The 20,879-nt window shown below is 68.3% G+C and carries 23 protein-coding genes, 1 pseudogene and 1 riboswitch; of the genes and pseudogenes, 17 read left to right on the forward strand and 7 right to left on the reverse strand.

The window, feature by feature from the left end; translation table 11 throughout:
• Nucleotides 1–293 (forward strand): annotated as a pseudogene (locus tag Q322_RS0116320) (hypothetical protein); the annotation flags it as partial.
• A gap of 12 nt (nucleotides 294–305) precedes the next feature.
• Here Q322_RS0116320 and Q322_RS0116325 read toward each other — a convergent pair.
• The 6 genes from Q322_RS0116325 to Q322_RS0116350 form a co-directional block, all read right to left on the reverse strand.
• Complete coding sequence (locus tag Q322_RS0116325) at nucleotides 306–935, reverse strand: HAD family hydrolase (RefSeq protein ID WP_029478952.1); 630 nt, start codon at nucleotides 933–935, stop codon at nucleotides 306–308.
• Nucleotides 932–1,882: an NAD(P)/FAD-dependent oxidoreductase gene (locus tag Q322_RS0116330; protein ID WP_029478953.1), complete on the reverse strand. Its 951-nt coding sequence runs from the start codon at nucleotides 1,880–1,882 to the stop codon at nucleotides 932–934. Before Q322_RS0116330 ends, Q322_RS0116325 begins: the two co-directional genes overlap by 4 nt.
• On the reverse strand, nucleotides 1,879–2,577 hold the full coding sequence (locus Q322_RS0116335; RefSeq protein WP_029478954.1) for an SDR family oxidoreductase: 699 nt from the start codon (nucleotides 2,575–2,577) through the stop codon (nucleotides 1,879–1,881). Before Q322_RS0116335 ends, Q322_RS0116330 begins: the two co-directional genes overlap by 4 nt.
• Nucleotides 2,574–2,873 carry a hypothetical protein gene (locus tag Q322_RS22670; RefSeq protein WP_245593291.1) on the reverse strand — a complete coding sequence of 100 codons (300 nt, stop codon included), beginning with the start codon at nucleotides 2,871–2,873 and terminating at the stop codon, nucleotides 2,574–2,576. The genes Q322_RS0116335 and Q322_RS22670 overlap by 4 nt, the downstream gene beginning before the upstream one ends.
• Nucleotides 2,874–2,978: 105 nt before the next feature.
• Complete coding sequence (locus tag Q322_RS0116345; protein WP_029478956.1) at nucleotides 2,979–3,548, reverse strand: hypothetical protein; 570 nt, start codon at nucleotides 3,546–3,548, stop codon at nucleotides 2,979–2,981.
• A gap of 138 nt (nucleotides 3,549–3,686) precedes the next feature.
• On the reverse strand, nucleotides 3,687–5,648 hold the full coding sequence (locus tag Q322_RS0116350; RefSeq protein WP_029478957.1) for an N-acetylmuramoyl-L-alanine amidase: 1,962 nt from the start codon (nucleotides 5,646–5,648) through the stop codon (nucleotides 3,687–3,689).
• 52 nt (nucleotides 5,649–5,700) lie between these two features.
• Here Q322_RS0116350 and Q322_RS0116355 point away from each other — a divergent pair, with 52 nt between their 5' ends.
• The 14 genes from Q322_RS0116355 to Q322_RS0116420 all read left to right on the forward strand — a co-directional run bounded on the left by Q322_RS0116355 (nucleotide 5,701) and on the right by Q322_RS0116420 (nucleotide 17,519).
• Nucleotides 5,701–6,816 carry a GTP pyrophosphokinase gene (locus Q322_RS0116355; protein ID WP_034418853.1) on the forward strand — a complete coding sequence of 372 codons (1,116 nt, stop codon included), beginning with the start codon at nucleotides 5,701–5,703 and terminating at the stop codon, nucleotides 6,814–6,816.
• Nucleotides 6,817–7,147: 331 nt separating this feature from the next.
• Nucleotides 7,148–8,083 carry a magnesium transporter CorA family protein gene (locus Q322_RS0116360; protein ID WP_029478959.1) on the forward strand — a complete coding sequence of 312 codons (936 nt, stop codon included), beginning with the start codon at nucleotides 7,148–7,150 and terminating at the stop codon, nucleotides 8,081–8,083.
• Nucleotides 8,084–8,323: 240 nt separating this feature from the next.
• On the forward strand, nucleotides 8,324–9,058 hold the full coding sequence (locus Q322_RS0116365) for an adenosylcobinamide-GDP ribazoletransferase (RefSeq protein WP_051668690.1): 735 nt from the start codon (nucleotides 8,324–8,326) through the stop codon (nucleotides 9,056–9,058).
• Nucleotides 9,055–9,630, forward strand: coding sequence for a histidine phosphatase family protein (locus tag Q322_RS0116370; protein WP_029478961.1), 576 nt, complete (start codon nucleotides 9,055–9,057; stop codon nucleotides 9,628–9,630). Before Q322_RS0116365 ends, Q322_RS0116370 begins: the two co-directional genes overlap by 4 nt.
• Nucleotides 9,631–9,658: 28 nt before the next feature.
• Nucleotides 9,659–9,775, forward strand: a riboswitch (cobalamin riboswitch).
• A gap of 168 nt (nucleotides 9,776–9,943) precedes the next feature.
• Nucleotides 9,944–10,828, forward strand: coding sequence for an ABC transporter substrate-binding protein (locus tag Q322_RS0116375; RefSeq protein ID WP_029478962.1), 885 nt, complete (start codon nucleotides 9,944–9,946; stop codon nucleotides 10,826–10,828).
• Nucleotides 10,825–11,445 carry a cob(I)yrinic acid a,c-diamide adenosyltransferase gene (cobO, locus tag Q322_RS0116380; protein ID WP_029478963.1) on the forward strand — a complete coding sequence of 207 codons (621 nt, stop codon included), beginning with the start codon at nucleotides 10,825–10,827 and terminating at the stop codon, nucleotides 11,443–11,445. The genes Q322_RS0116375 and cobO overlap by 4 nt, the downstream gene beginning before the upstream one ends.
• A gap of 49 nt (nucleotides 11,446–11,494) precedes the next feature.
• Complete coding sequence (locus Q322_RS0116385) at nucleotides 11,495–11,737, forward strand: type II toxin-antitoxin system Phd/YefM family antitoxin (RefSeq protein ID WP_029478964.1); 243 nt, start codon at nucleotides 11,495–11,497, stop codon at nucleotides 11,735–11,737.
• Nucleotides 11,734–12,123, forward strand: coding sequence for a type II toxin-antitoxin system VapC family toxin (locus Q322_RS0116390; protein WP_051668691.1), 390 nt, complete (start codon nucleotides 11,734–11,736; stop codon nucleotides 12,121–12,123). Before Q322_RS0116385 ends, Q322_RS0116390 begins: the two co-directional genes overlap by 4 nt.
• A 13-nt stretch (nucleotides 12,124–12,136) precedes the next feature.
• Nucleotides 12,137–13,027: a CobD/CbiB family cobalamin biosynthesis protein gene (locus Q322_RS0116395; RefSeq protein WP_245593292.1), complete on the forward strand. Its 891-nt coding sequence runs from the start codon at nucleotides 12,137–12,139 to the stop codon at nucleotides 13,025–13,027.
• Nucleotides 13,020–14,042: a pyridoxal phosphate-dependent aminotransferase gene (locus tag Q322_RS0116400; RefSeq protein WP_029478967.1), complete on the forward strand. Its 1,023-nt coding sequence runs from the start codon at nucleotides 13,020–13,022 to the stop codon at nucleotides 14,040–14,042. Before Q322_RS0116395 ends, Q322_RS0116400 begins: the two co-directional genes overlap by 8 nt.
• Nucleotides 14,035–15,435 (forward strand): cobyric acid synthase, encoded by a 1,401-nt coding sequence (locus Q322_RS0116405; RefSeq protein ID WP_156953111.1) that lies wholly within the window; start codon nucleotides 14,035–14,037, stop codon nucleotides 15,433–15,435. Before Q322_RS0116400 ends, Q322_RS0116405 begins: the two co-directional genes overlap by 8 nt.
• Nucleotides 15,432–15,977, forward strand: coding sequence for a bifunctional adenosylcobinamide kinase/adenosylcobinamide-phosphate guanylyltransferase (gene cobU, locus Q322_RS0116410; protein ID WP_156953112.1), 546 nt, complete (start codon nucleotides 15,432–15,434; stop codon nucleotides 15,975–15,977). The genes Q322_RS0116405 and cobU overlap by 4 nt, the downstream gene beginning before the upstream one ends.
• A complete protein-coding gene (gene cobT, locus Q322_RS0116415) occupies nucleotides 15,967–17,037 on the forward strand; it encodes a nicotinate-nucleotide--dimethylbenzimidazole phosphoribosyltransferase (protein ID WP_029478970.1) in 1,071 nt (356 codons plus the stop codon). Before cobU ends, cobT begins: the two co-directional genes overlap by 11 nt.
• 125 nt (nucleotides 17,038–17,162) lie before the next feature.
• Entirely contained in the window at nucleotides 17,163–17,519 is a 357-nt protein-coding gene (locus Q322_RS0116420; protein ID WP_029478971.1) for an antibiotic biosynthesis monooxygenase family protein, read from the forward strand.
• 70 nt (nucleotides 17,520–17,589) lie between these two features.
• Here Q322_RS0116420 and rsgA read toward each other — a convergent pair whose 3' ends face one another.
• Nucleotides 17,590–18,603 carry a ribosome small subunit-dependent GTPase A gene (gene rsgA / locus Q322_RS0116425; protein ID WP_029478972.1) on the reverse strand — a complete coding sequence of 338 codons (1,014 nt, stop codon included), beginning with the start codon at nucleotides 18,601–18,603 and terminating at the stop codon, nucleotides 17,590–17,592.
• Nucleotides 18,604–19,021: 418 nt separating this feature from the next.
• On the opposite strand from rsgA, the gene Q322_RS0116430 reads away from it, so the two are divergent.
• Complete coding sequence (locus Q322_RS0116430; RefSeq protein WP_034418855.1) at nucleotides 19,022–19,708, forward strand: SRPBCC family protein; 687 nt, start codon at nucleotides 19,022–19,024, stop codon at nucleotides 19,706–19,708.
• The coding region (locus Q322_RS0116435; RefSeq protein ID WP_029478974.1) for a zinc-dependent alcohol dehydrogenase at nucleotides 19,705–20,879 on the forward strand (1,175 nt) is incomplete at its 3' end. The genes Q322_RS0116430 and Q322_RS0116435, both read left to right, overlap by 4 nt.

The following is a 20,879-nucleotide window of genomic DNA, read 5'->3' on the forward strand; positions in this document are numbered from 1 at the left end:
CGAGTGAAGATCACCATGTTCTGGTGGTAGAGGACGGAGCGGGTTTCCATGTCCCTCCAGAGGAGGGACAGCCACCAGGTGTCCAGATCATCACCCTGCCCCCTTACTCACCCGAGTTGCAACCCGTGGAGCGCATGTGGGACCTGACGGACGACACAGTGGCCAATCGCTGGTTCGACACGATGGATGACTTCACTCAGACGCTGAGCCAGCAATGCGCCTGGTTGGAAACCCAGCCAGATCTCATCTCCCAGCAGACCCTCTTCCATTGGTGGCCCTTGTCAAGGAATTAATCGGAGTCAGTATTACTCCAGCCCCAGCACGTCCCGCAGGTCCGCCAGCTTTACGTCCGGCCTCTCCCCTGCCAGCGCATGACCTGTGGGTAAAAAGGCGGCTCGGAGTCCTGCGGCCTGCGGCCCCGAAACGTCGTTGCGCGGCGAGTCGCCCACGAACCAGGTGTCGGCGGCGGCCACGCCCAGCCGGTCCAGTGCCAACCGGTAGATCGCCGGATCAGGCTTGCTGAGGCCCACGGCCTTGCTGATCACCACGTCGTCTACCCGCCCCATCAACTCCAAACCGTCCAGCGTCTGCCACTGCTTGACCTCCCAGCCGTTGGTCACGATGCCCAGCAGCACGCCGCGCCCGCACAGTTCGGATAAAACGTCATGCGCGTGCGGCATCAGCGCGGGATGGCTGAAGGCATGCTCGGAAAAATCAGCCAGCAGCTCCTCCACCGACGGCGACAGACCAAACTCCTGCAGCAGCAGCGGCATCACCTCCGCTTTAGGGCGGTAGCCGAAGTCGTCCAGCTCCAGAAAGCGGGCGGCGTAGGCGGCAGGCAGGCCGAAGCGCCGCGCGTGTCCCTGAAGCCACCGTCTGATGGTGGCGTTGCGGTCATGCAAGGTGCCGTCCAGATCGAAGAGAACGGCCCTCAAGTCACGCCCACTGCCGGGTCCTCGTCTGGCGACTTGTGAAAGGCCGCGCCCTGCGCCCGCACGTCCTCATGGATCAGGGTGGTGTTGAGGCTGACCGCCGCCGTCATGCCGCTGGCGGCGGCGTTGGTCACGTACTGCGGCGCACCCGTCATGTCCCCGGCGGCCCAGATGCCGCGCACGCTGGTCATGCCGTTGTGGTTGACCGTGACGCGACTCCTGGCGTCCAGCTCGCAGCTCAGCGCGGCAGGTAGGCCACTGTTCTGGACCTGGGTGGGATTGAGAAACAGACCGTCCAGTTCCAGCCTCTTGCCGTTGCGAAAATGCACGGTCACGCCGTCCTTGCCGCTGATCCGCGTGATGGGCTGGGTGTTGACGGGGATGCCGATGCGCTGGAGGTCCCCGCGCTGTTCATCCGTCAACTCGTCCGGGCCATCGGTGAGTAAACACACGTCCTCGGCCCAGGCGCGCACGTTCAGGGCCAGGTGGTGGCCCTCCTGGTGGCTGCCCAGCACGCCCAGCCGGGCGTCACGGTTGGACCAGCCGTCGCAGTACGGGCAGTGGTGGACGGTCACGCCCCAGCGTTCGCGCAGGCCGGGGATATGCGGCAACCTGTCGCGCACGCCGCTGGCAAACAGGAGCCGTCTGACCCTGGCCCAGCCGCCGTCGTGGCGGATGGCGAAACCGTCGCGCAGAGGTCTGGCCTCACGGGCGGGCGCGTGCATGACCTGAATGCCGAAAGGCCGCAAATCGCGCAGACCCAGGGTCTTGAGGTCCGTGGGCGCGCAGCCGTCGCGGGTAAAGACGTTGTGGGCCGCCGTGGCGCGGGCGTTGCGCGGGGGGCCGCCGTCCAGCAGCAATGTCCGCCGGTCCGCGCCGCCCAGCGCGAGGGCCGCCGTCAGCCCGGCGGGGCCAGCGCCGACGATCACCACGTCGTAATCCTGCGTCACTGGGGACCGGGCCGCACGGTCAGATCGGTGAGGGCAGCGTCACGCGGGGCATTCAGGATAAAGGCGATGGTGGCGGCCAGCGTGTGCGGATCGATGAACTCTTCGGGCGCGTACTCGGCCCCCTCCTGAGAGCGCACCTTGCGCTGCATCTCGGTGGCGGTGCGGCCCGGATACACCGAGGTCACGCGCACGCCGTTTCCGGTTTCCTCGGCGCGCAGGGCGTCGGCCAGGGCGCACAGGGCGAATTTGCTGGCGGCGTAGCTGCCCCAGCCTGCGCCCGCGCTCAGGCCCGCGCCGCTGTTGACGAACACGAAAGTTCCGCGTTCCTGCCGGACATCTGGCAGCAGCAGCCGCGTCAGCTCGGCGGGCGCAACCGTGTTCACCGCCAGCGTGTGGGTCCAGACCCCATGATCCTGCCCGGCCACCGCGCCCAGTTCTACCACCCCGGCGTTGTGGACGACGTTGGACACCCGGCCCAGCCCGGCCAGCGCGTCGGCAAAGGTGTCCGGGCGGGTCAGATCGAGGACCAGCGGGCGGCCCCCGGTTGCGGCACACAGATCGTCCAGCGTTTCGCCGCCGCGTCCGGCCAGAATCAGGGTATGCGTGCCCGCTAGCGCGCGGGCCAGGGCGCTGCCGATGCCGCCGGACGCGCCGGTGATCAGGGTGACGGGCTGCGTCGTGTCGCTGAGACTCATGACGGGGAGGCTAGCGCGTCCGCGTGGTCTGAAAGTACCGCTCCTGAACCGCCACGGCGTTGACGATCTCCTGATCCGTCCAGATGCGCGCCCCACCCCACCAGCTTGTCCTCTCGACCGTCGTGGCGCACGATCACGGCAATATCAATTCCCCGCGCCTCCTTCACAGGTTCGCCCCAGCCCAGCGGATAGGCGTCGATGGGGTGGCCGTCGCCGCTAACGGGGAGTTCGCCGCAGTTGACGGGATACACGAGGTCCGAGTGGCGTGGGTGGGCGCTGCCGAGGGGACGGTCCACCCGCACGTACACCCACTGGCCCAGGGATGCGAGAAGGTCAGGTTTTATCTGATCCGCATGGAAACCCGCCGGAGCGGTCTGCCCCAGTGGTGAGCAAAAACGCCGCTACTTGACCGTGATCCGCACCGGCGCGGCGGGCACCTTGACCAGCAGATCGCCCGCGAAGCCGGTCAGCCAGCTTTCCACCATGTATTCGCCGGGGGCCAGCTCCAGCTCGCGCGTGAAGGTCACGTTGCCCCTGGCGGCGGCGGTCTTGGTCTCCATGTCCTGCGCGCAGATTCGCGGAGCCGCGCCGGGCTGCGGGTACACCACGGCGCGCGTGCCCACCTCCAGCACGCGCACCTGCGGGCCGATGGCACAGTTCTGCTCATTGTCGCGCCGCACGCTGAAGGTGATGGGCGCGGCGCGGCTGCTGCGGACGGTAAAGGTCAGGCCCACCTTGCCCGTCACGGTGCGCGGCACGAACAGGTTGGCCACTACGTCCGGCAGCGCCACGGCGGCGGGCGCAGGCACGGACGGCGCGGTGGGCATGGCCGGGGCGGGCATTGGCGAAGTCCCCGGCAAAGGCGTCGTGACCGGCGGAATCTCGGTCAGCGTGCCGGGGGCGGCGTCCTGCGCGGCGGCCAGAACGGGCAGGGTCAGCAGGGCGGTCAGCAGCAGGATGCGGGGCTTCATGCGCCCCAGCTTAGCGGCCTGGATTGATGGAAGTCTGAAGGGGGCGGTCAAACCGTCTGACCGTCCAACGGTCTAACCGCCAAACAGGCCCTGCTCTCGGCGGTGAGACGGTTAGACCTGTAGACGGTTTGACCCCCTCTACTTCCCCACCTGCTCCGCGTAAAAATCTGCGATCCCGGCGGCGATGGCCTGGGCAAAGCGGTCGCGGCCCTCCGGGCTGCCCAGCGCCCGCAGGTTGCCCGCGTCGGTCAGGTAGGCGGTTTCTACCAGCAGGCTGATCTGGGTGCTGGGGCGGGTCAGGGCCAGGTCCGCGCCGGGTTTCAGGCCCGCGCCGGGGCCAATGTCCGGCAGCCAGGCACGCAACTGGCCCAGGATCTTTGCGGCCAGGGCCGCCGCCTGCGGGTGGGTAAAATAGACCTCCGGGCCACGCACGCCGCGCGGGTCACGTCCGTCGGGCAGGGCGTTGGCATGGATGGACACCAGCAGATCGGACCGGGCAACCTCGGCGCTCAGGCCGCGCTCGTACAGGCCCAGCGTCACGTCGGCAGTGCGGGTCAGGTTGACGGTGGCCCCCAGGCCGCGCAGCACTTCGGCGGCGCGCACGGCAATGGGCAGGACCAGGCCCTTCTCCGGCACGCGCAGGCTGCCCGCCCCGCCGTTCTGGCTGCCGCCGTGGCCGGGGTCGAGGGTGATGGTCCGCCCCTCCAGCGGACGCGCCCCATTCAGCGCTGGGGGCCGCCTGACACGGACCACCAGATCGGGGCCGTCGTAATCGGCGGTAAAGCCCCAGGCTTGCGCGGCAGTCAGGTTCAGCGCCACGCGCGTCACCCCAAGCGCCACAGGGCGGACCTCCACCCCGCCCAACAGGGGATCGCTGCCCTCCAACCCGGTCAGCGGCCCCGCGAAGGTGCCGTACAGGATGACGGCCAGCCGCCGCCCACCGTCCTCCTGCTCCAGCCGGAAAGGCAGCCGCGCACCGCCCAGCGGAATCCGCAGGCGCAGGTCAGCGGTGGGGGCAACCTCGACAGGCTCTGGCCCACGCCTGGGCACAAGGGTCGGTGGCAGGCTCTCGACCGGCACAGTCTCGGGAGGCACAGTCTCGGGAGGCACAGTCTCGGGAGGCGCAAGCTCGGCTGGCTGGGGCGGCACTTCTTCGGGAGGCTCAGGAGCGGACGGCTCGGCGGGCAACTCCGGCGCGGGCGCACCGTCCAGCGTGATCGCCCCGCCCGCCGCCTGCGGGGCGGCTCCAGGCGCGAGGCTCAACTGTTCCGCCGTGATCAGGGCGCTCTGACCGGGGGCCAGCCGGGCGCGCACGTCCTCGCCCTGACGGCCCACCAGCATGAAGGTCATCTCGCCACGCGGGTACAGCAGGGCCGCGCCGTCCAGATCGGTGACGGTGAAGGTGGACTGATTGAGGCCCAAGCCCAGCACACTGCCGGGTTTCTGCGCGCCCAGCCGGACCTCTCCACCTGTGCTGAGGCGTCCGGGGACCACCGCCGTTACCATTTTGCCATCCCTGCCCGTCAGGGTGAAGGTGAAGATGGCCTCCCTGAATTGCGCCGAGGTGGGCACAACGAAGGTGGCGCGGTACATCCCGGCTGGCCCCTCGCGCATGGGGGCGGGCGCGGCCTTGCCCAGCCGGTAGGCGGCGCGGCCCCCCGGCGAACCCTGGAAGGCCAGCCCGATGCTGCGCTCGGTGGGCGAGTCCCCGGCGAGGTCCCAGAACTCGCGGACCTCGCGCGGTTGGACACTCTGGGCGTCAATGGCGGTGGGCCGCGCCGGAAGCGCCCTGGCGACGGTACGGATGACCTTCAGGGTGGTCACGCCCGACTGCCCTCCCTGGCGGGCCACCAGCCGCAAGTCGTTGGTGCCGGGTTTGAGCGGCCACCACTCCATGAACAGGCCGTCTGCACCGACGTTGACTGCTCTACCGTCCACCGTCAGGCTCGCGCCAGGGGTGACGCTGCCCTCCAGGATGACGTGATCGTGGGCGACGCGGCGGCCCCCGTCCGGGTAGGCGACGAACACGTCTGGGGCGGCCAGGGTCAGAGAAGTGAGGAACAGTGCGGCGAGGGCAAGCAGGGTGCGGCGGGAACGCATAAGCGAAGGTCTAGCACGCCCGGCGGGCAGGCAGCGTATCCTGCGCCTATCCATGAATGACCCCCTGGTCACGGCCTATCAGGCCCGCGAGGTCCAGTACGCCGCCCTGCGTGACGTGGCGCTGGCACACACCACGCAGCTCATCGGCGAGGCGGGCCTGAAGATCCACAACATCACGGGCCGCCTGAAACGCCCGGCGAGTCTGGCCGACAAATTGCGGCGCAAGCCGGGGCGCTACCGCACCTTAGAGGACGTGACCGATCTGGTGGCCGTGCGCGTGATCACCTATTTCGAGTCGGACGTGGCCGCCGTGTCCAGGTTGCTGGAGGCGCACCACGAGATCAACTGGGAGCATTCGGTAGACAAGAGCATGATGCACGACCCGGACCGTTTCGGGTACATGGGCGTGCATTACGTGGTCAAGGTGCCGCCGGGGATCGAGCAGTTCACCCCCCACATCTCCGAGCCGCCGCAACACTACGAGGTGCAGATCCGTTCGATCCTCCAGCACGCCTGGGCCGAGATCGAGCATGATCTGGGCTACAAGAACCGCGAGGCCGTGCCGCGCGAGGTCCAGCGCCGCTTCTACCGCCTGGCCGGGCTGCTGGAAATGGCCGACGAGGAATTCATGGCCCTGGACCGGCTGTCGCGCGACTACGCCGAGACCCTGCCCGAGCGGGTCCAGGCCGAGCCGGACAGCGTGTTCATCGACGCCCAGAGCATTGGGCACCTGCTGGGCGTGTCGCCGGTGCGCGATCTGGACGAGGCCGTGGCCGCCGCGCTGGGCGTGCCGCTGCTGACGCGCTGGCCGGACCCGGAGCGGCCCCAGCGCCTCGCCACGCTGCTGCATTACGTGGGCGTGCATTCGGTGGGCGCGCTGCTGGGTGAACTGCGGCGCAACAGGGGCGACATCCTGGACTTCGCCGCCCGCCTGATGCCGCGCCTGCCCGAAGCCTGGCTGCCCGCTGGCGGCGCACGTCCCGGCACCGCGCTGGTCAACCACGCCCTGCTGCGCGCCTGCGCCAACACCAGCCTGAACCCGCAGGAGATCATCGCGGCGCTGGATATATCCGGGGTGCTGAGCGCCCAGCAACTGGTCGACAGTGTGCTGGAAACGTATGCCGAGGGCGCGGGCGCGGCGGACGCTGACCCTCGCCAGTCCGGCTGAGCGGATCGGGGGGGGTCAGGGCCAGCCTCCGCCCCCCAGTCGTGCGGCTTGCCCTGGGGCCATGCGGAGGGCTAGCATGGCCCTTGCGACGGCCTGCTGAATCAAGGTGCCAAGTCACGCAGCCCGCCACCCGTCCCGACGAACAGCCCAGAGCTACGGCCCACAACCGCGTCCCCGAACCAAGGAGGTGATGACGTGAACCCTGAACCGCTGGAAGCCGACCCGCCCAGTCTGTGCCTGAAGACCAGATCTAGCCTCACGCCATCCCCTGCCCGGAGGACGCCATGCACCCAACCACAACCCAGACCAGCCTGAAGCCGGGGGGCGGCCCGTGCTGACGTACTACCGCAGCATCGGCGGCAAGCTAAATACCACCGAGGGCTACATCGACGGCTGCTGGATCAACGCCTCCGATCCCAGTCCGGAAGAACTGGCCCGCATCAGCCGCGAGACCGGCCTGGAGCTCGATTACCTGTCGTACCCCCTCGACCCGGATGAACGCTCCCGCTTCGAGCGCGAGGACGGCAATCTGCTGATCATCATGCAGACCAGCTACCGCCTGCCCGATTCCAGCGACATTCCCTACGACACCGTGCCACTGGGCATTTTGCACACCGATCACTGCCTGGTGACCGTGTGCATGCTCGAAGACAACCCGGTGATCAAGGACGTGATTAGCGGCCTGGTGCGCCGGGTCAGCACCGTCAAGAAAAACCGCCTGACCCTGCAACTGTTCCTGCGAAACGCCCAGCGCTTCCTGATCGACGTGCGCCAGATCAACAAGCGCGTGGACACCATCGAGGACAAGCTGGAGAACAGCCAGCAAAACCGCGAGCTGCTGAACCTGCTCAAGCTGGAAAAGAGCCTGGTGTACTTCATGACCGGCCTCAAGGCCAACGAGGCCATGATGGAGCGCGTCAAACGGGACCGCATCTTCGAGATGTACGAGGAAGACAGTGAATTGCTGGACGACGTGCTGATCGAGAATTTGCAGGCCATCGAGATGGCGTCGATTGCCAGCAACATCCTGACCAGCATGGCCGGAGCGTTTGCCAGCGTGATCAGCAACAACGTCAATCAGGTGGTCAAGGTGCTGACCATCACCACGATTCTGGTGGCGATTCCCACGCTGGTCACCAGTATTTTCGGCATGAACGTGCCCCTGCCCTTCGAGGGCAATCCCAACGGCATCTGGTTCGTGCTGACGCTGGCGGTGAGCCTGGCGGCGGGCCTGGGGTATCTGTTTTACCGCTGGCGGGTCTTCTGATCTCGGAGTGAAGAGAGGCGGCCTGTCCAGTGGCCCATTTGAATATCGGACCCGGTAGACCGTCGCCCCCGAGATGTATGCGACTTGGTGGGGAGGCCCAGCGCACCAGCCCAGCGCCTGGCCCTGCGCCCCGCCCGCCGATCTGGAAACAGCTCGGTCCACGCGGACGGCGCGGGGCAGAAGCGCTAGCCTGAAAGTCATGCGATCTGGCCTCTTGCGCGGACTGAGGGGGAGGGCAGGGTGAAACGGCAGGGACTCTCGCCCCAACTGCGCGCCGCCCACCTGGCCCTGACCTTTCTGACCACCCTGCCGCTGCCGCACATCAACGAGGTCAGAGACGGCGATTTCGCGCGGGCCAGCGCGTATTACCCGCTGGCCGGTTACGCGGTGGGCGGGCTGGTTTCGGGGCTGCTGTGGCTGGACCTGCTCCTGCCCGGCGGCGTGGTTGCTGCGCTGGCGGTGGGCGCGTGGCTGGCCATTACCGGCATGCTGCACTTCGACGGCCTAGTGGACAGCGCCGACGCCCTGTTCGCGGTCAAGACCCCGGCGCAGCGCCTGGACATCCTGCGCGACGTGCATGTGGGGGCCTTTGGGCTGGCAGTGGGCGTGCTGGCCCTGCTGACGCTGTGGAGTCTGCTGGCCGCCCCGATTCCGTGGTACGCGCCGCTGGTGGCCGCCGTGTCCGCGCGGACTTTGCTGCTGCTGCCCATGAACCTGTACCCGGCAGCCCGTCAGGAGTCGCTGGGCGCACGCTCGCGCGAGGGGCGCTGGGGCGTGGCGCTGCTGCTGGCGGCCCCCACACTGCTGCTCCCGGGAGCGTGGACCGCCTGGCTGGCGGCGCTGGCAGCCTGCCTGGGGGTGGCAGCGTTCAGCGCGCGGCGACTGGGCGGCGGCCTCAGCGGGGATATTTACGGCATGATCGTGGTCACGGCGGAACTGGCCGCGCTGTGCGCGTATGCCTGGGGCCGGGGGTGAGCCTCACGCTGTATCTGGTACGCCACGCCTCCACCGCGCCAAATGCCCAGCGCCGTTACCCCCGCGTGGACGAGGACGCGCCGCTCTCACCGGAGGGCCGCGCGGCGGCTGCCGGGTTGAGCTTGCCTCTGCAAGCTGTCGCCTTCACCTCCCCCACTCTGAGAGCGCGGCAGACGGCGGACCTGGCCGGATTCCCACACGCTGTTGCTACTCCTGCCCTTGCCGAAGCCGCTTTTGGCGTGATGGCCGGACAGACCTGGGCCGAGCTGGAAGCCAGATCTGGAGACGCGCCGCGCGGCTGGATCGACGCCCTGGGTGATCCAGAAAGTGAGGCTGGCCCGCCGGGGGGCGCGACGGGCCGCACCTTTCACCGCCGCGTCCAGACCTGGCTGGCCGGACTCCCGCAGGGGGGCGACGTGATCGCCTTTACCCATACCGGGCCGCTGCTGGCCGCGCTGCGCCTGAGCGTGGGCCTGCGCGCCGCCGAGATCGCGCCGGGCGGCGTGGCGGTGCTGAAACGGGCGGAGGGCCACTGGTGGCTGTGCGAGCTGAGGTGGGGCAGCGCGCCCTGAGGGCCGGGCGATCCTGCCTCGCCTTTCTGCTAGGCTGCGCGCACCTGAGGAAGGGGAAGTCCGGTGAGATTCCGGCGCTGTCGCGCAGCGGTATGCAGACGTTTGTTCTGTAAGCCCGAATGCCTCTCAGGGACGCCCTCGCTGCTCTCGTGCACGTGAGGCACCTCTCGCCGTCAGAGGGCCGCAATCTGAGTGATGAATCCCAACGTGGCCTGCCCACGCGTGTTTCCGCTCTGGCCCCGGCTGGAGCGGGCTTTTTCTTTTGCTGCGTCGCCCGCTTCCGCTGCCGCATTCACGCAAGCCGGAGTTTTCCATGCGCCACTTTTCTGCTCAATCTGTTTTTGCCCTGTCCACCCTGGTCCTGCTGCCTTGCGCCGCCGCCACCACGTACCCGCTGACCGTCACCGACGATCTGGGGCGCAGGGTCACCCTGAACAGCGAGCCAAAGCGCATTATCGCCATGCTGCCCAGCCACACCGAGACGCTGATCGCCATCGGTGCGGAGGGCCAGTTGATCGCCGTTGATGTTTTCAGCAACTATCCCAAAGCTGTGACCGACAGACTGCCGAAAGTGGGCAGCGGGTACAAGCCGGATCTGGAGGCGATTGTGGCCCTCAAGCCCGATCTGGTGCTGGCCGACGAGTCCTCCGGTTCGCGCCTGACCGAGAAGCTGGCGGCGGCGGGCCTGACCGTCTACGGCGGCACCGCACAGACCTACAACGAGGTCTTCGAGAAGATCGCCGTGCTGGGCAAGCTGACCAACCACGAGGCCGGGGCGCTGAATCTAATTACAAAGATGCGAACCGAGCTGAACACCCTTCAGGCCAGCGTAGCGAAGCTGCCGAAGGTCAGCACGTACTACGAGATCGACCCCACGCCGTACAGCGTTGGCCCTAACTCGTTTATTGGCGCGCTTGTTAGCCGGGCAGGCGGGCAGACTATCGTCCCCGCCGCGCTGGGCGACTTTCCCAAGCTGGACCCGGAATTGATCGTCAAGGCCAACCCGCAGGTGATGGTGGGCCTGACCCCGGCGGAAGCGGCGGGGCGTCCCGGCTGGGCAGGGCTAAAAGCTGTACAGAGCGGCAAGATTTACAAGCCCACCGACGACGAACGCGACGCCCTCGCGCGCCCCGGCCCGCGCCTACCCACTGCCCTGCGCGCCCTGATCCGCTACCTCCACCCGGAAGCCGCCAGATGAGCGCCCCGGACGACGCCACCGCCGCCCGCCGCGAGGCCGCCATGCGCGAGTTGCAGGCTGACCGCGACAATTACAAGAAGGCCGAGGGCATTACCAAGGGGCGGCGCGGCCTGCTGATCGTCAATACGGGCAAGGGCAAGGGCAAAACGACGGCGGCGCTGGGGTTGATGATGCGGGCGCACGGGCGTGGGCTGAAAACGCGCATGTTCCAATTCCTGAAGCACGAGAACGCCAAATTCGGTGAACACCGCACGCTGGACGCGCTGGGCCTGCCCTACGAGGGCCTAGGCGACGGCTTTACCTGGCGTTCGCGCGATCTGGACAACTCGGCGGACATGGCCGCGCACGGTTGGACGCTGGCGCGGGCTGCGATTGAGGCGGGCGAATACGATCTGATCGTGCTGGACGAGTTCACCTATCCCCTCAAGTACGGCTGGGTGGCCTGGCCGGAGGTGGAGGCGGTCCTGAGAGCGCGTGACCCGAAGATGCATGTGGTCATCACCGGGCGCGACGCCCTGCCCGAACTGGTTGAGCTGGCCGACACCGTCAGCGAGATCAATCCCATCAAGCACGCCTATGCGGCGGGCATCGGGGCGCAGACGGGAATCGAATATTGAGCCACTGGCCGTTCACCACCCGGCGGCTGGACTGGACTAAACTTGGTCCATGCCTGAAGTCGTCAATATCCACGCCGCCAAGACCCAGCTTTCGCGTCTGGTGGAACGCGCCCACGCAGGCGAAGAGATCATTCTCGCCAAGGCGGGCAAGCCCTACGCACGGCTGGTTCCGCTGGCCCCGGTTAGAGCGCGCGAGTTTGGCTTTCTGGCGGGGACGGTGGAGCTTGGCGACGACTTCGTTGAAGAGGCCATGCGCCCCCTCAGCGCCGAGGAGCTGGCGGACTGGGAGTGAGGCTGCTGCTGGATACCCATATTTTGCTGTGGACGACGCTCAAGCCCGAGCTGGTCCCGCTTTCGCTGCAAGCCCAGCTCAGCGATCCTCAGAATCAGGTGGTCCTGAGCGCCGTGAACGCCTGGGAAATGTCCATCAAACACGCGCTGGGACGCCTGCCCGAAGCCGCCCCCCTGCTGGCCGACTTTCCCGCCGTCGCGTCCCGGCTGGGGGCGGATGTGCTGGACATCTCGCCGGCGCACGCCATCCGCGCGGGGGCGCTGGAGTGGGCGCACCGCGATCCCTTCGACCGGATGCTGGTGGCCCAGGCGCTGGAGGAGGGGTTGCGGCTGGTCACGCTGGACGGTCACATCACCGGATTTGCTCAGGCTCCGATTCTGCGTTGAATCCGGGCACAGCGTGAGCGGTTCGCGCCGGGCCATGTTGCTGGCCCTCGCACTTGATCTGCTGGGCGAGCCGCCTGCCCCGCTGCATCCGGTGGTCTGGATGGGGAACTTTTTGAAGGCGGCGCGGGGACGCTGGCGGGCCGGAACCCCTGCTGACCACTTCCGCGAGGGAGCGGTGTGGTGGGCGCTGGGTGCGGGAACTTCGGCGGGAGCGGGCGCACTGGCACAGCGTTTGCCAGGCGGCTGGCTCACGCAGGGCATCCTGCTCAAGCCCTTGCTGGCCCGGCGAGCGCTGTTCGCGGCGGTGGACGAGGTTCATACGGCTCTGGCTGCGAATGATCTACCCGAGGCGCGGCGACTGCTGGCCTGGCATCTGGTCAGCCGCGAAACATCCGAATTAATGGCCTCAGAGGTGGCGGGCGCGGCGATAGAAAGTCTGGCGGAAAACCTGTCGGACAGCGTGGTTGCGCCGCTGCTGTGCTTCCGGGCGGGCGGGTTGCCGCTGGCCGCGCTGTACCGCTATACCAACACCGCCGACGCGATGTGGGGCTACCGCACCCCGGAACTGGAATACGCCGGAAAGGTGGCCGCCCACGCCGACGACGTGCTGAATCTGGCCCCGGCCCGCCTTACCGCGCTGTGCGCTGTGCTGGCCTCTGGCGGGCGCGGACTGGGTGTGTGGGCGAGTGACCGCCGCAACACGGCCAGCCCCAACGCCGGTCATCCCATGAGCGCCTTCGCCGGAGCTTTGGGGGTGTACCTGGACAAGCGCGGCGTGTACGTGCTGAATGCCGGGGGCCGCGTACCACAGGCGGCGGATCTGCCCCGCGCCCTCAAGCTGGCCCACCGGACCTTCGCACTTTCCACCCTGCTCTTGCTCCTGCCCCGGAAAAAAGATGCCTGAATTGCCGCCGCTCCTCCCGCGTAGCTACCACGGCGGACCCACCTCCGAAGCCTTCACAGGGCTGGATTTCAGCGTCAACGCTAATCCCTACGGCCCCAATCCGGCGCTGCTGCGGGCGCTGCGGGAGGCCGATCACGCCCACTATCCTGACCCGACTTACCGCGCGGTACGGGGACGGCTGGCCGCGTGGCACGGTGTTTCCCCGTCCGAAGTGGCGCTGGCCGTGGGCGCATCCGACTTGCTGTACCGCATCGTCCGCGCTTTTTTGCCGCCCGGGGGCACGTTGCTCAGCGTTCATGCCCCCTTTGGAGAACTCGCCCGCGCCGCCGCGTTGAACCGGGCGACGGTGCGTGTGACCACGCCTGAAGCCGCCCTGAACGCAACTCGGGCCGATGTGGCACTGGTCTACGTGGGCCACCCGCACAATCCCACTGGACACCGATATTCACACCAGGAATTGCAGCCCCTCGCCGCCGCCTGCCAGACCGCCGGGGCGCTACTCATCGTGGACGAGGCGTATGCGCCTTTCCTTCCCATATCCAGCACGCCGCGCACCCCGTCCCTGATCCGCCTGCTGTCGCCCGGCAAGGCCCACGGGCTGGTGGGCGCACGCCCCGCCTATGCGCTGGCCGCGCCTGAAGTTGCCGCCCGGCTGGACAACCTCGCGCCCGCGTGGCATGTCCCGGCGGGCACGGCGGCGCTGCTGGCCGCACTGCCGGAGGCTGGAGACTTTTTGAAAAAGACGCTGCCCCGCGTGCGACAGGAAGCTGAGGCGCTGGCGACTGCCCTGCGCCCTCTCGGGTCGGTGGAGCAGCACGGCACGCCGTATCTGACGCTGGACGTGGGCAATGCGGCGAGGGTGGCGGCGAGGCTGCTGGAGTGCGGCGTCCGGGTGCGCGACTGCGCCAGCTACGGCCTGCCTGACCGCATCCGCGTCTCCACCCGCCAACCGCACGAGAATGCGAGGCTGATTACAGCTCTGAAGACTGTGCTGGAAGGAGAACAACATGGCTAGGGCCATCATGATTCAGGGCTGTACCAGCAGCGCGGGCAAAAGTTACCTGACGGCGGCGCTGTGCCGCATCCTGGCCAACCAGGGCGTGCAGGTGGCCCCCTTCAAGGCGCAGAACATGAGCAACAACGCGGGCGTGACCCCGGCGGGGCTGGAAATGGGCCGCGCCCAACTGGTGCAGGCGCAGGCTGCGCGGGTGGTCCCCGACGTGCGGATGAATCCTGTGCTGCTCAAGCCGGAGGCCGACACCCGCTCCCAGGTGGTATTGCTGGGCCGCGCCGATCCCGAACTGACCGCGCTGGGCTGGCGGGAGCGCAAGCCGCGCCTCTGGCCGCATGTGCAGGCGGCGCTGCACAGTCTGCTGGACGAGTATGAAGTGGTGGTCATCGAGGGCGCGGGCAGCCCCGCCGAGGTGAATCTGAGAAGCAGCGACATCGTGAACATGCGGGTGGCGCAAGAGGCCGGGGCCGCCGTGCTGCTGGCCGCCGACATTGACCGGGGCGGGGCCTTCGCGCATCTGCTGGGAACCTGGCATTGCCTGACACCGGAGGAACGCGCGATGATGAAGGGCTTCATTCTCAACCGCTTCCGGGGCGACGCGCGGCTGCTGTCGCCCGCCCCCGAATGGCTGGAGGAACAGACCGGCGTACCGACGGTGGGCGTGATTCCCATGCTGGATATTCCACTGCCCGAAGAGGATGGCTTCTGGACCGAGAAACAGCCTGCGGGTGGGGAGCAGGGTTTTATCGCCGTCGCCCGCCTGCCGCGTGTGTCCAATCTGGACGAGTTCGCGCCGCTGGGACTACTGGTCCGCTGGGTCACCACGCCTGCCGAACTGGAGGGCGCGCGGGCCGTGATCCTCCCCGGCAGCAAGAGCACCGCCGCCGATCTGGGCTGGCTGCGGGCGTCCGGGCTGGCGGCGGCGGTCACTCGGGCAGCCCACGCGGGCGTTCCTGTACTGGGCATCTGCGGCGGCCTGCAAATGCTGGGCCAGACCCTGAATGACCCGCATGGGGTGGAGGGCGGCGGGGAAGTTCCCGGCCTGGGCCTGCTGGACCTGTCCACCACCCTCGCTGCCGATAAGACCACCCGCCTGACCACCCTCACCGACGCCGAAACCGGGCTGAGCCTGTGCGGTTACGAGATTCACCACGGGCAGACGCGGGGCGGGGCGGGCGTGCAGGAACTCGCGCCGGGGCTGCTGTGGCGTGCGGGCAACGTGCGCGGCACGTACCTTCACGGCCTGCTGGAGAATCCGGCCTATCTGGAACGCTTTCTGGGCTGGGTGGGCTTGGCACCGCCTGCCGACCTGGACAGTCTGGACGCCCGCCTGGACGCCATCGCCACTCGCGTCCGCGCGGGGCTGGACTGGGACTTCGTGCGTGGACTGCTGTGATTGCCCCCTCTCATCTGGTCTACGTCACCGGCGGCGCACGCAGCGGCAAGAGCAGCTTTGCCGAGGCCCGCGCCGCCGCGTCCGGCGGGACCGTGACCTACCTCGCCACCGCCCAGGCCTTCGACGCCGAGATGACGGCGCGCATCGGGCGGCACCGCGCGGACCGTCCGACGGGGTGGATCACGGTGGAAGAACCCGTGAATATCATCCAGACCCTCCAGAACACCGAGACCTCTGTGCTGCTGCTGGACTGCCTGAGCCTGTGGGTCAGCAACCTGCTCCTCTCCGACTGGACGGACGGGGCCATGCTGGCGGCAGCAGACGAACTGCTGAGCGCTGCCCGCGCCCGCCCCGGCCTGACGGTGCTGGTGTCCAACGAGGTGGGCCTGGGCATCGTACCGGACAACGCCCTGGCCCGCCGTTACCGCGATGTGCTGGGCTGGGTCAATCAACGCTGCGCCGCCGCGAGTGACCAGGCGTACCTGCTGGTCAGCGGCCTGCCGCTTCAACTCAAACCCTCCAAGGAGTTCCATGCACCCTGACCTGAGCGCCCTGATCCATTCCATCCAGCCCGCCGATGCCGCCGCCAGGAAGCGCGCCCGTGCGCGCCAGGCCCAACTGACCAAACCCGCCGGGGCGCTGGGTGACCTCGAAGACCTGGGGGTGAGGCTGGCGGGCGTCTTCGGCAGCGAGAAACCCCATCCGCGCGGCGTGGCGGTGCTGGTGGCCGCCGGTGATCACGGCGTCGCCGCTGGGGGAGTCAGCGCCTTTCCGCCCGAGGTGACGCCCGCGATGGTGGCCAACTTTCTGGCCGACACGCCCGCCGGGCCGGGCGGAGCCGCCGTCAACGCCATCGCCCGCACGGTGGGGGCGCGGGTGTACGTGATGGACGCCGGCGTGAACGCCGGGTTGCCGGACCATCCGGCGCTGATCCGCGCCTCGGTGCGGTGCGGCACGCGCGATTTGCGCCTGGAACCCGCCATGACCCGGGACGAGACCGAGGCTCTGATTCTGGCTGGAGCCGCGCTGGCCCGCCATGCCATCGAGGACGGCGCGGACCTGATCGTGCCCGGCGAGATGGGCATCGGCAACACCACGCCCGCCGCCGCGTTGACCGCCCGACTGTTGAACGTGGACGCGGCGCAGGTCACCGGCAGAGGGACCGGTGTGGACGACGCCACGCTGGCCCGCAAACTGACTGCCGTGCGTGAGGCGCTGGCCCGCACCGGGGCCACCGAGCCGCTGACCGTGCTGGCCGAGTTCGGCGGCTATGAGATCGCCGCCATGCTGGGCAGCATGCTCCAGGCCGCCGCCCTGCGCCGCGCGGTGGTGCTGGACGGCTTTGTGGAGGGCAGCGCCGCGCTGGTGGGGGTGGCGCTGGCCCCGGCCCTGCGCGACTTTCTGTTCCCGGCAGGCGAGTGCGCCGAGATCGGGCACGCGGCGCAACTCTCGGCCCTGGGCTTAAAGCCGATGTTCCGGCTGGGATTGCGGCTGGGCGAGGGCACCGGGGGCGTGCTGGCCGCGCCGCTGCTGCTCTCGGCGGCGGCCACGCTGCGCGAGATGCGGACCTTTGAGGAAGCGGGGGTGCCGGGCGGGGGCTGACGGGACCAACCGGCCCGGCTCTCATTCGGCCCGCGCCACTTTCGTTAGCCTGCTTCCGGCGGGGCTGGCCTTTGCCGCGCCGCCGCCACTCCTGACCCTCAATTCACCCGCTGGAGGAACCGCCGATGATCACCGTCATGAACCGTATTGCCGTCAAGCCCGAATATGCCGAACAGTTTGAAGCCCGCTTCCTGGACCGCGCCCGGCTGGTGGACGAGATGCCGGGCTTCGTGAGCAACCAGGTGCTGCGGCCCGTCAATCCCGGCGATCCCCACGTCGTCCTGACGCTGTGGGAAAGCCGCGCGGCCTTCGAGGCATGGACGAGTTCCGACGCCTTTGTCAAGGGCCACGCCCGCAGCGGCTCGCTGCCCAAAGAGGCGTTCAGCGGCCCCAACAAGCTGGAGATCCACGAGGTCATTCAGGACTCGAGTCGCCCTGACCTGACGCCGGAGCCGCGCGGAGAGGCGTTCGGAATCCACTGAGCGCGGCCTCTGCGCCCTGTCCCGTACGTAGGCAGACGCGCGAGAGACACACGGCAGCTCCTCAACACGCTCAGCGTCGCCCACTTCTGCCGCTGCTGTTCTGGAACGCGGCCAGCCGCGCGGGGGACACCTCACCGGCCCGCACCGCCGCCTGCACCGCGCAGCCGGGTTCGGTGGTGTGGGTGCATTTGCGGAAGCGGCACCGCGCGGCCAGCGCCTCCAGCTCCCCGAAATCGGCGTCGGCGTCCCACACCGCGATGTCACGCAGGCCCGGGTTGTCGATCAGCAGGCCCCCGCCCGGCACGGGGTACAGCGTCCGGCTGGTGGTGGTGTGTCGGCCCTGCTGGTCACTGGCCCGCACCTCGCCGGTGGCGGCGGCAGGGTGTCCCAGCAGCGCGTTGGTCAGGGTGGATTTGCCCACCCCGGACGACCCGATCAGCGCCAGCGTCACGCCCCCGGTCAACAGCGCGCGCACGCCCTCCAGACCCTGGCCGCCCTGGGCGAAGGTGACGTGGATTTCCAGCTCCGGTCCCAGCGCCCGCAACTGCTGGACCCACCAGCCGGTGTCGGCGTGCAGGTCCGCCTTGTTCAGCAGCAGCACCGGACGCGCGCCGCTCTGCTGCACGGCCTGCACGTACCGCTCCAGCCGCTCCAGATCGAAGTCCGCGTCGGGGGCGGTGACGATCAGGACCAGATCGACATTGGCCGCGATCACCTGCTGGCGCGGCGGCTGGGACCGCCTGCCCCCGTCCGCCGTGCCCAGCGCGCGGGCAAAGGTGGTGCGCCGGGGCAGAATGTCCAGCAGCCGCCCGCCCCCCTGGGGGACCATTTCCAGCACGCACCAGTCGCCCACGGCGGGCACAAGCGCCCCGGCGTGCCGCAGCGCCCCGGCCAGTCGGGCCTCCTGCTCGCCCTGAAGGCCCCGCACCCCATACGTCTGGCGCTGCACGCCGACCACCCGCACCGGCGTCACCCCCTGCTGCTCGGCGGGGGGCAACGTATCCCGGAAGGTCCGGTACGCGTCCTCGAAGTCGGCCCCCCAGCCCAGTTCCCTCAGGGCGGAGAACGGCTCAGACGGCGGCATGACCGCCTCCGCATTCCTGAGCGCAGGCGCGGGGAGGCGTAGAAGCTTGCAGGCTGTGCGGTTCAGGCGTGTTCATCCCCACATCTTGCAGCGTCGGGCGGGTGCAGGGGCGAGGTGGCCCCGGCTGGAGCGTGCGCCGCGATGGCGGGGGCTGCGGTGGGGGGCTAGAGTGGGGGGGCTGGGCACGACTCTTTTCTTTTTCCAGAACACCTGCCGTCCATGAGACGCCCCATCACCGGCCATTGGGCGTTCCTTGTCCGGCCCGTGAGTTGGTAGGCCGGATAACCTTCTCCCCAGGCTGCTCCCTCCCAAATGGACGGATGAAATATAGCAGCGTGGGTAAGGGGCGATGACTTCCAGTCCCCCTTCAGGTGGGCGTCCCTTGATCCCGCAGAACCGCAGAAGCACTGGGGCCACGATGCCAGCCTCAGAACGCGCGATGTTCGGGGTGGTGGGCGTCTTTTTGCTGACGGCAGGTCTGCGTTCAGGTTCTCCCTTTCACAGACTGGCCGTCGGCGCTCTGGGTGCTGGGCTGGCTGCTCTGGCACTTTCTGGGCGCAGCCCAGTAGCAACGGCCCTGAAGATCCAGCAGAACGAGGACGGAGAAACACTGGTCAGCGACGCTGTGACCATCGATAAAAGTGCTGACGAGTTGTATGCCATCTGGCGCAAGCTTGAGACCCTGCCCCAGTTGATGAAGCATCTGGAACGGGTGGAAGTGCTGGATGAACGCCATTCTCGCTGGACCGTCAAGTCACCTCTGGGGTACTCTGGCGGCGAGGTGAGTTGGGAAGCCGAACTGACCGCCGACGAGCCGGGCCAGCGCATCGCGTGGCAGTCGCTTCCTGGCGCGCAGATCGAGAACAGCGGTGAGGTGATCTTCCGCCCGGCTCCCGGTGACCGGGGCACGGAAGTGGTGGTCCGACTGACGTATCGCCCGCCCCTGGGTTCGGCTGGGGCACTCGTGGCCCGCCTTCTGGGCCAGGAGCCGTCTCAGCAACTGCGCGACGATCTGATGCGCTTCAAGCGTGAGCAGGAGTTGGGGTATCACCCCACCACCGAAGGCCAGAGCAGTGGGCGGGCCAGCAAGGGCGGGCAGGCATGAAGGCCATCATCTGGCAGGGCACCAACCATGTGGGCGTCGAGACCGTTCCCGATCCGACGCTCCTCCTGCCCACCGACGCCATCGTGCGGGTGACCTCCACCGCCATCTGCGGCTCGGACCTGCACCTGCTCGACGGTTACATCCCCAGCATGGAACGGGGCGACATCCTGGGTCATGAGTTCATGGGCGAGGTGATGGAAGTCGGCGCAGGCGTGAAAAAGGTGCGGGTAGGCGAACGGGTGATCATGCCGTTTAATCTGGCCTGCGGCGTCTGCGATCCGTGCCAGCGCGGGATGTTCAGTGCCTGCGACAACTCCAACCCTAACCACCGCATGGCTGAGGCGCTGTACGGGGCCACCAGCGCCAGCGGGCTGTTCGGGTACTCCCACCTGTTCGGCGGCTACGCGGGTGGGCAGGCCCAGTTTGTGCGCGTGCCCTTCGCGGACGTCAGTTGTTTCGCCATCGGGTCCGATCTGCGTGACGATCAGGTGTTGTTTCTCACTGACATCTTCCCCACGGGGTATCAGGCTGCCGAGAACTGCGCGATTGTGCCGGGCCGTGATGTGGTGGCGGTCTTCGGGGCCGGACCGGTGGGTCAGTTTGCCCTACGCAGCGCGCAGATGCTGGGGGCAGCCGAGGTGATCGTAGTGGACCGCGTGCCGGAACGGCTGCGGCTGGCTGAACTGGCGGGCGCACGAACGATCAACTATGAGGAAACGGATGTGCTGGTGGCCCTGCGGGAGGCCACGGGCGGACGCGGCCCCGATCACGTGATTGACGCGGTGGGCCTCGAGGCACACGGCCACGGCCCCGGTGCGCTGCTGGACACCGCCGAGCAAAAGCTGCGGCTCTCGTTTGACCGCATCACGGCCCTGCGTTGGGCAATCCTAAGCTGTGCCAAGGGCGGCACTGTCAGCATGCCGGGGGTCTATGGCGGGCTGGTGGACAAGCTGCCGCTGGGCGCAGCGTTCAGTAAGGGATTGACCCTCAAGATGGGCCAGACACACACCCACCGCTACGTGCGCCCGCTGCTGAAACGCATTCAGGAGGGCGAGATTGACCCCAGCTTCGTGATCACCCACCGCGCCGCACTCTCGAAAGGACCGGAACTGTACAAGACCTTCCGCGAGAAGCACGACGGCTGTATCAAGGTGGTGCTGGACCCCTGGGC

The organism is Deinococcus frigens DSM 12807 (assembly GCF_000701425.1).
GTDB lineage: Bacteria > Deinococcota > Deinococci > Deinococcales > Deinococcaceae > Deinococcus > Deinococcus frigens.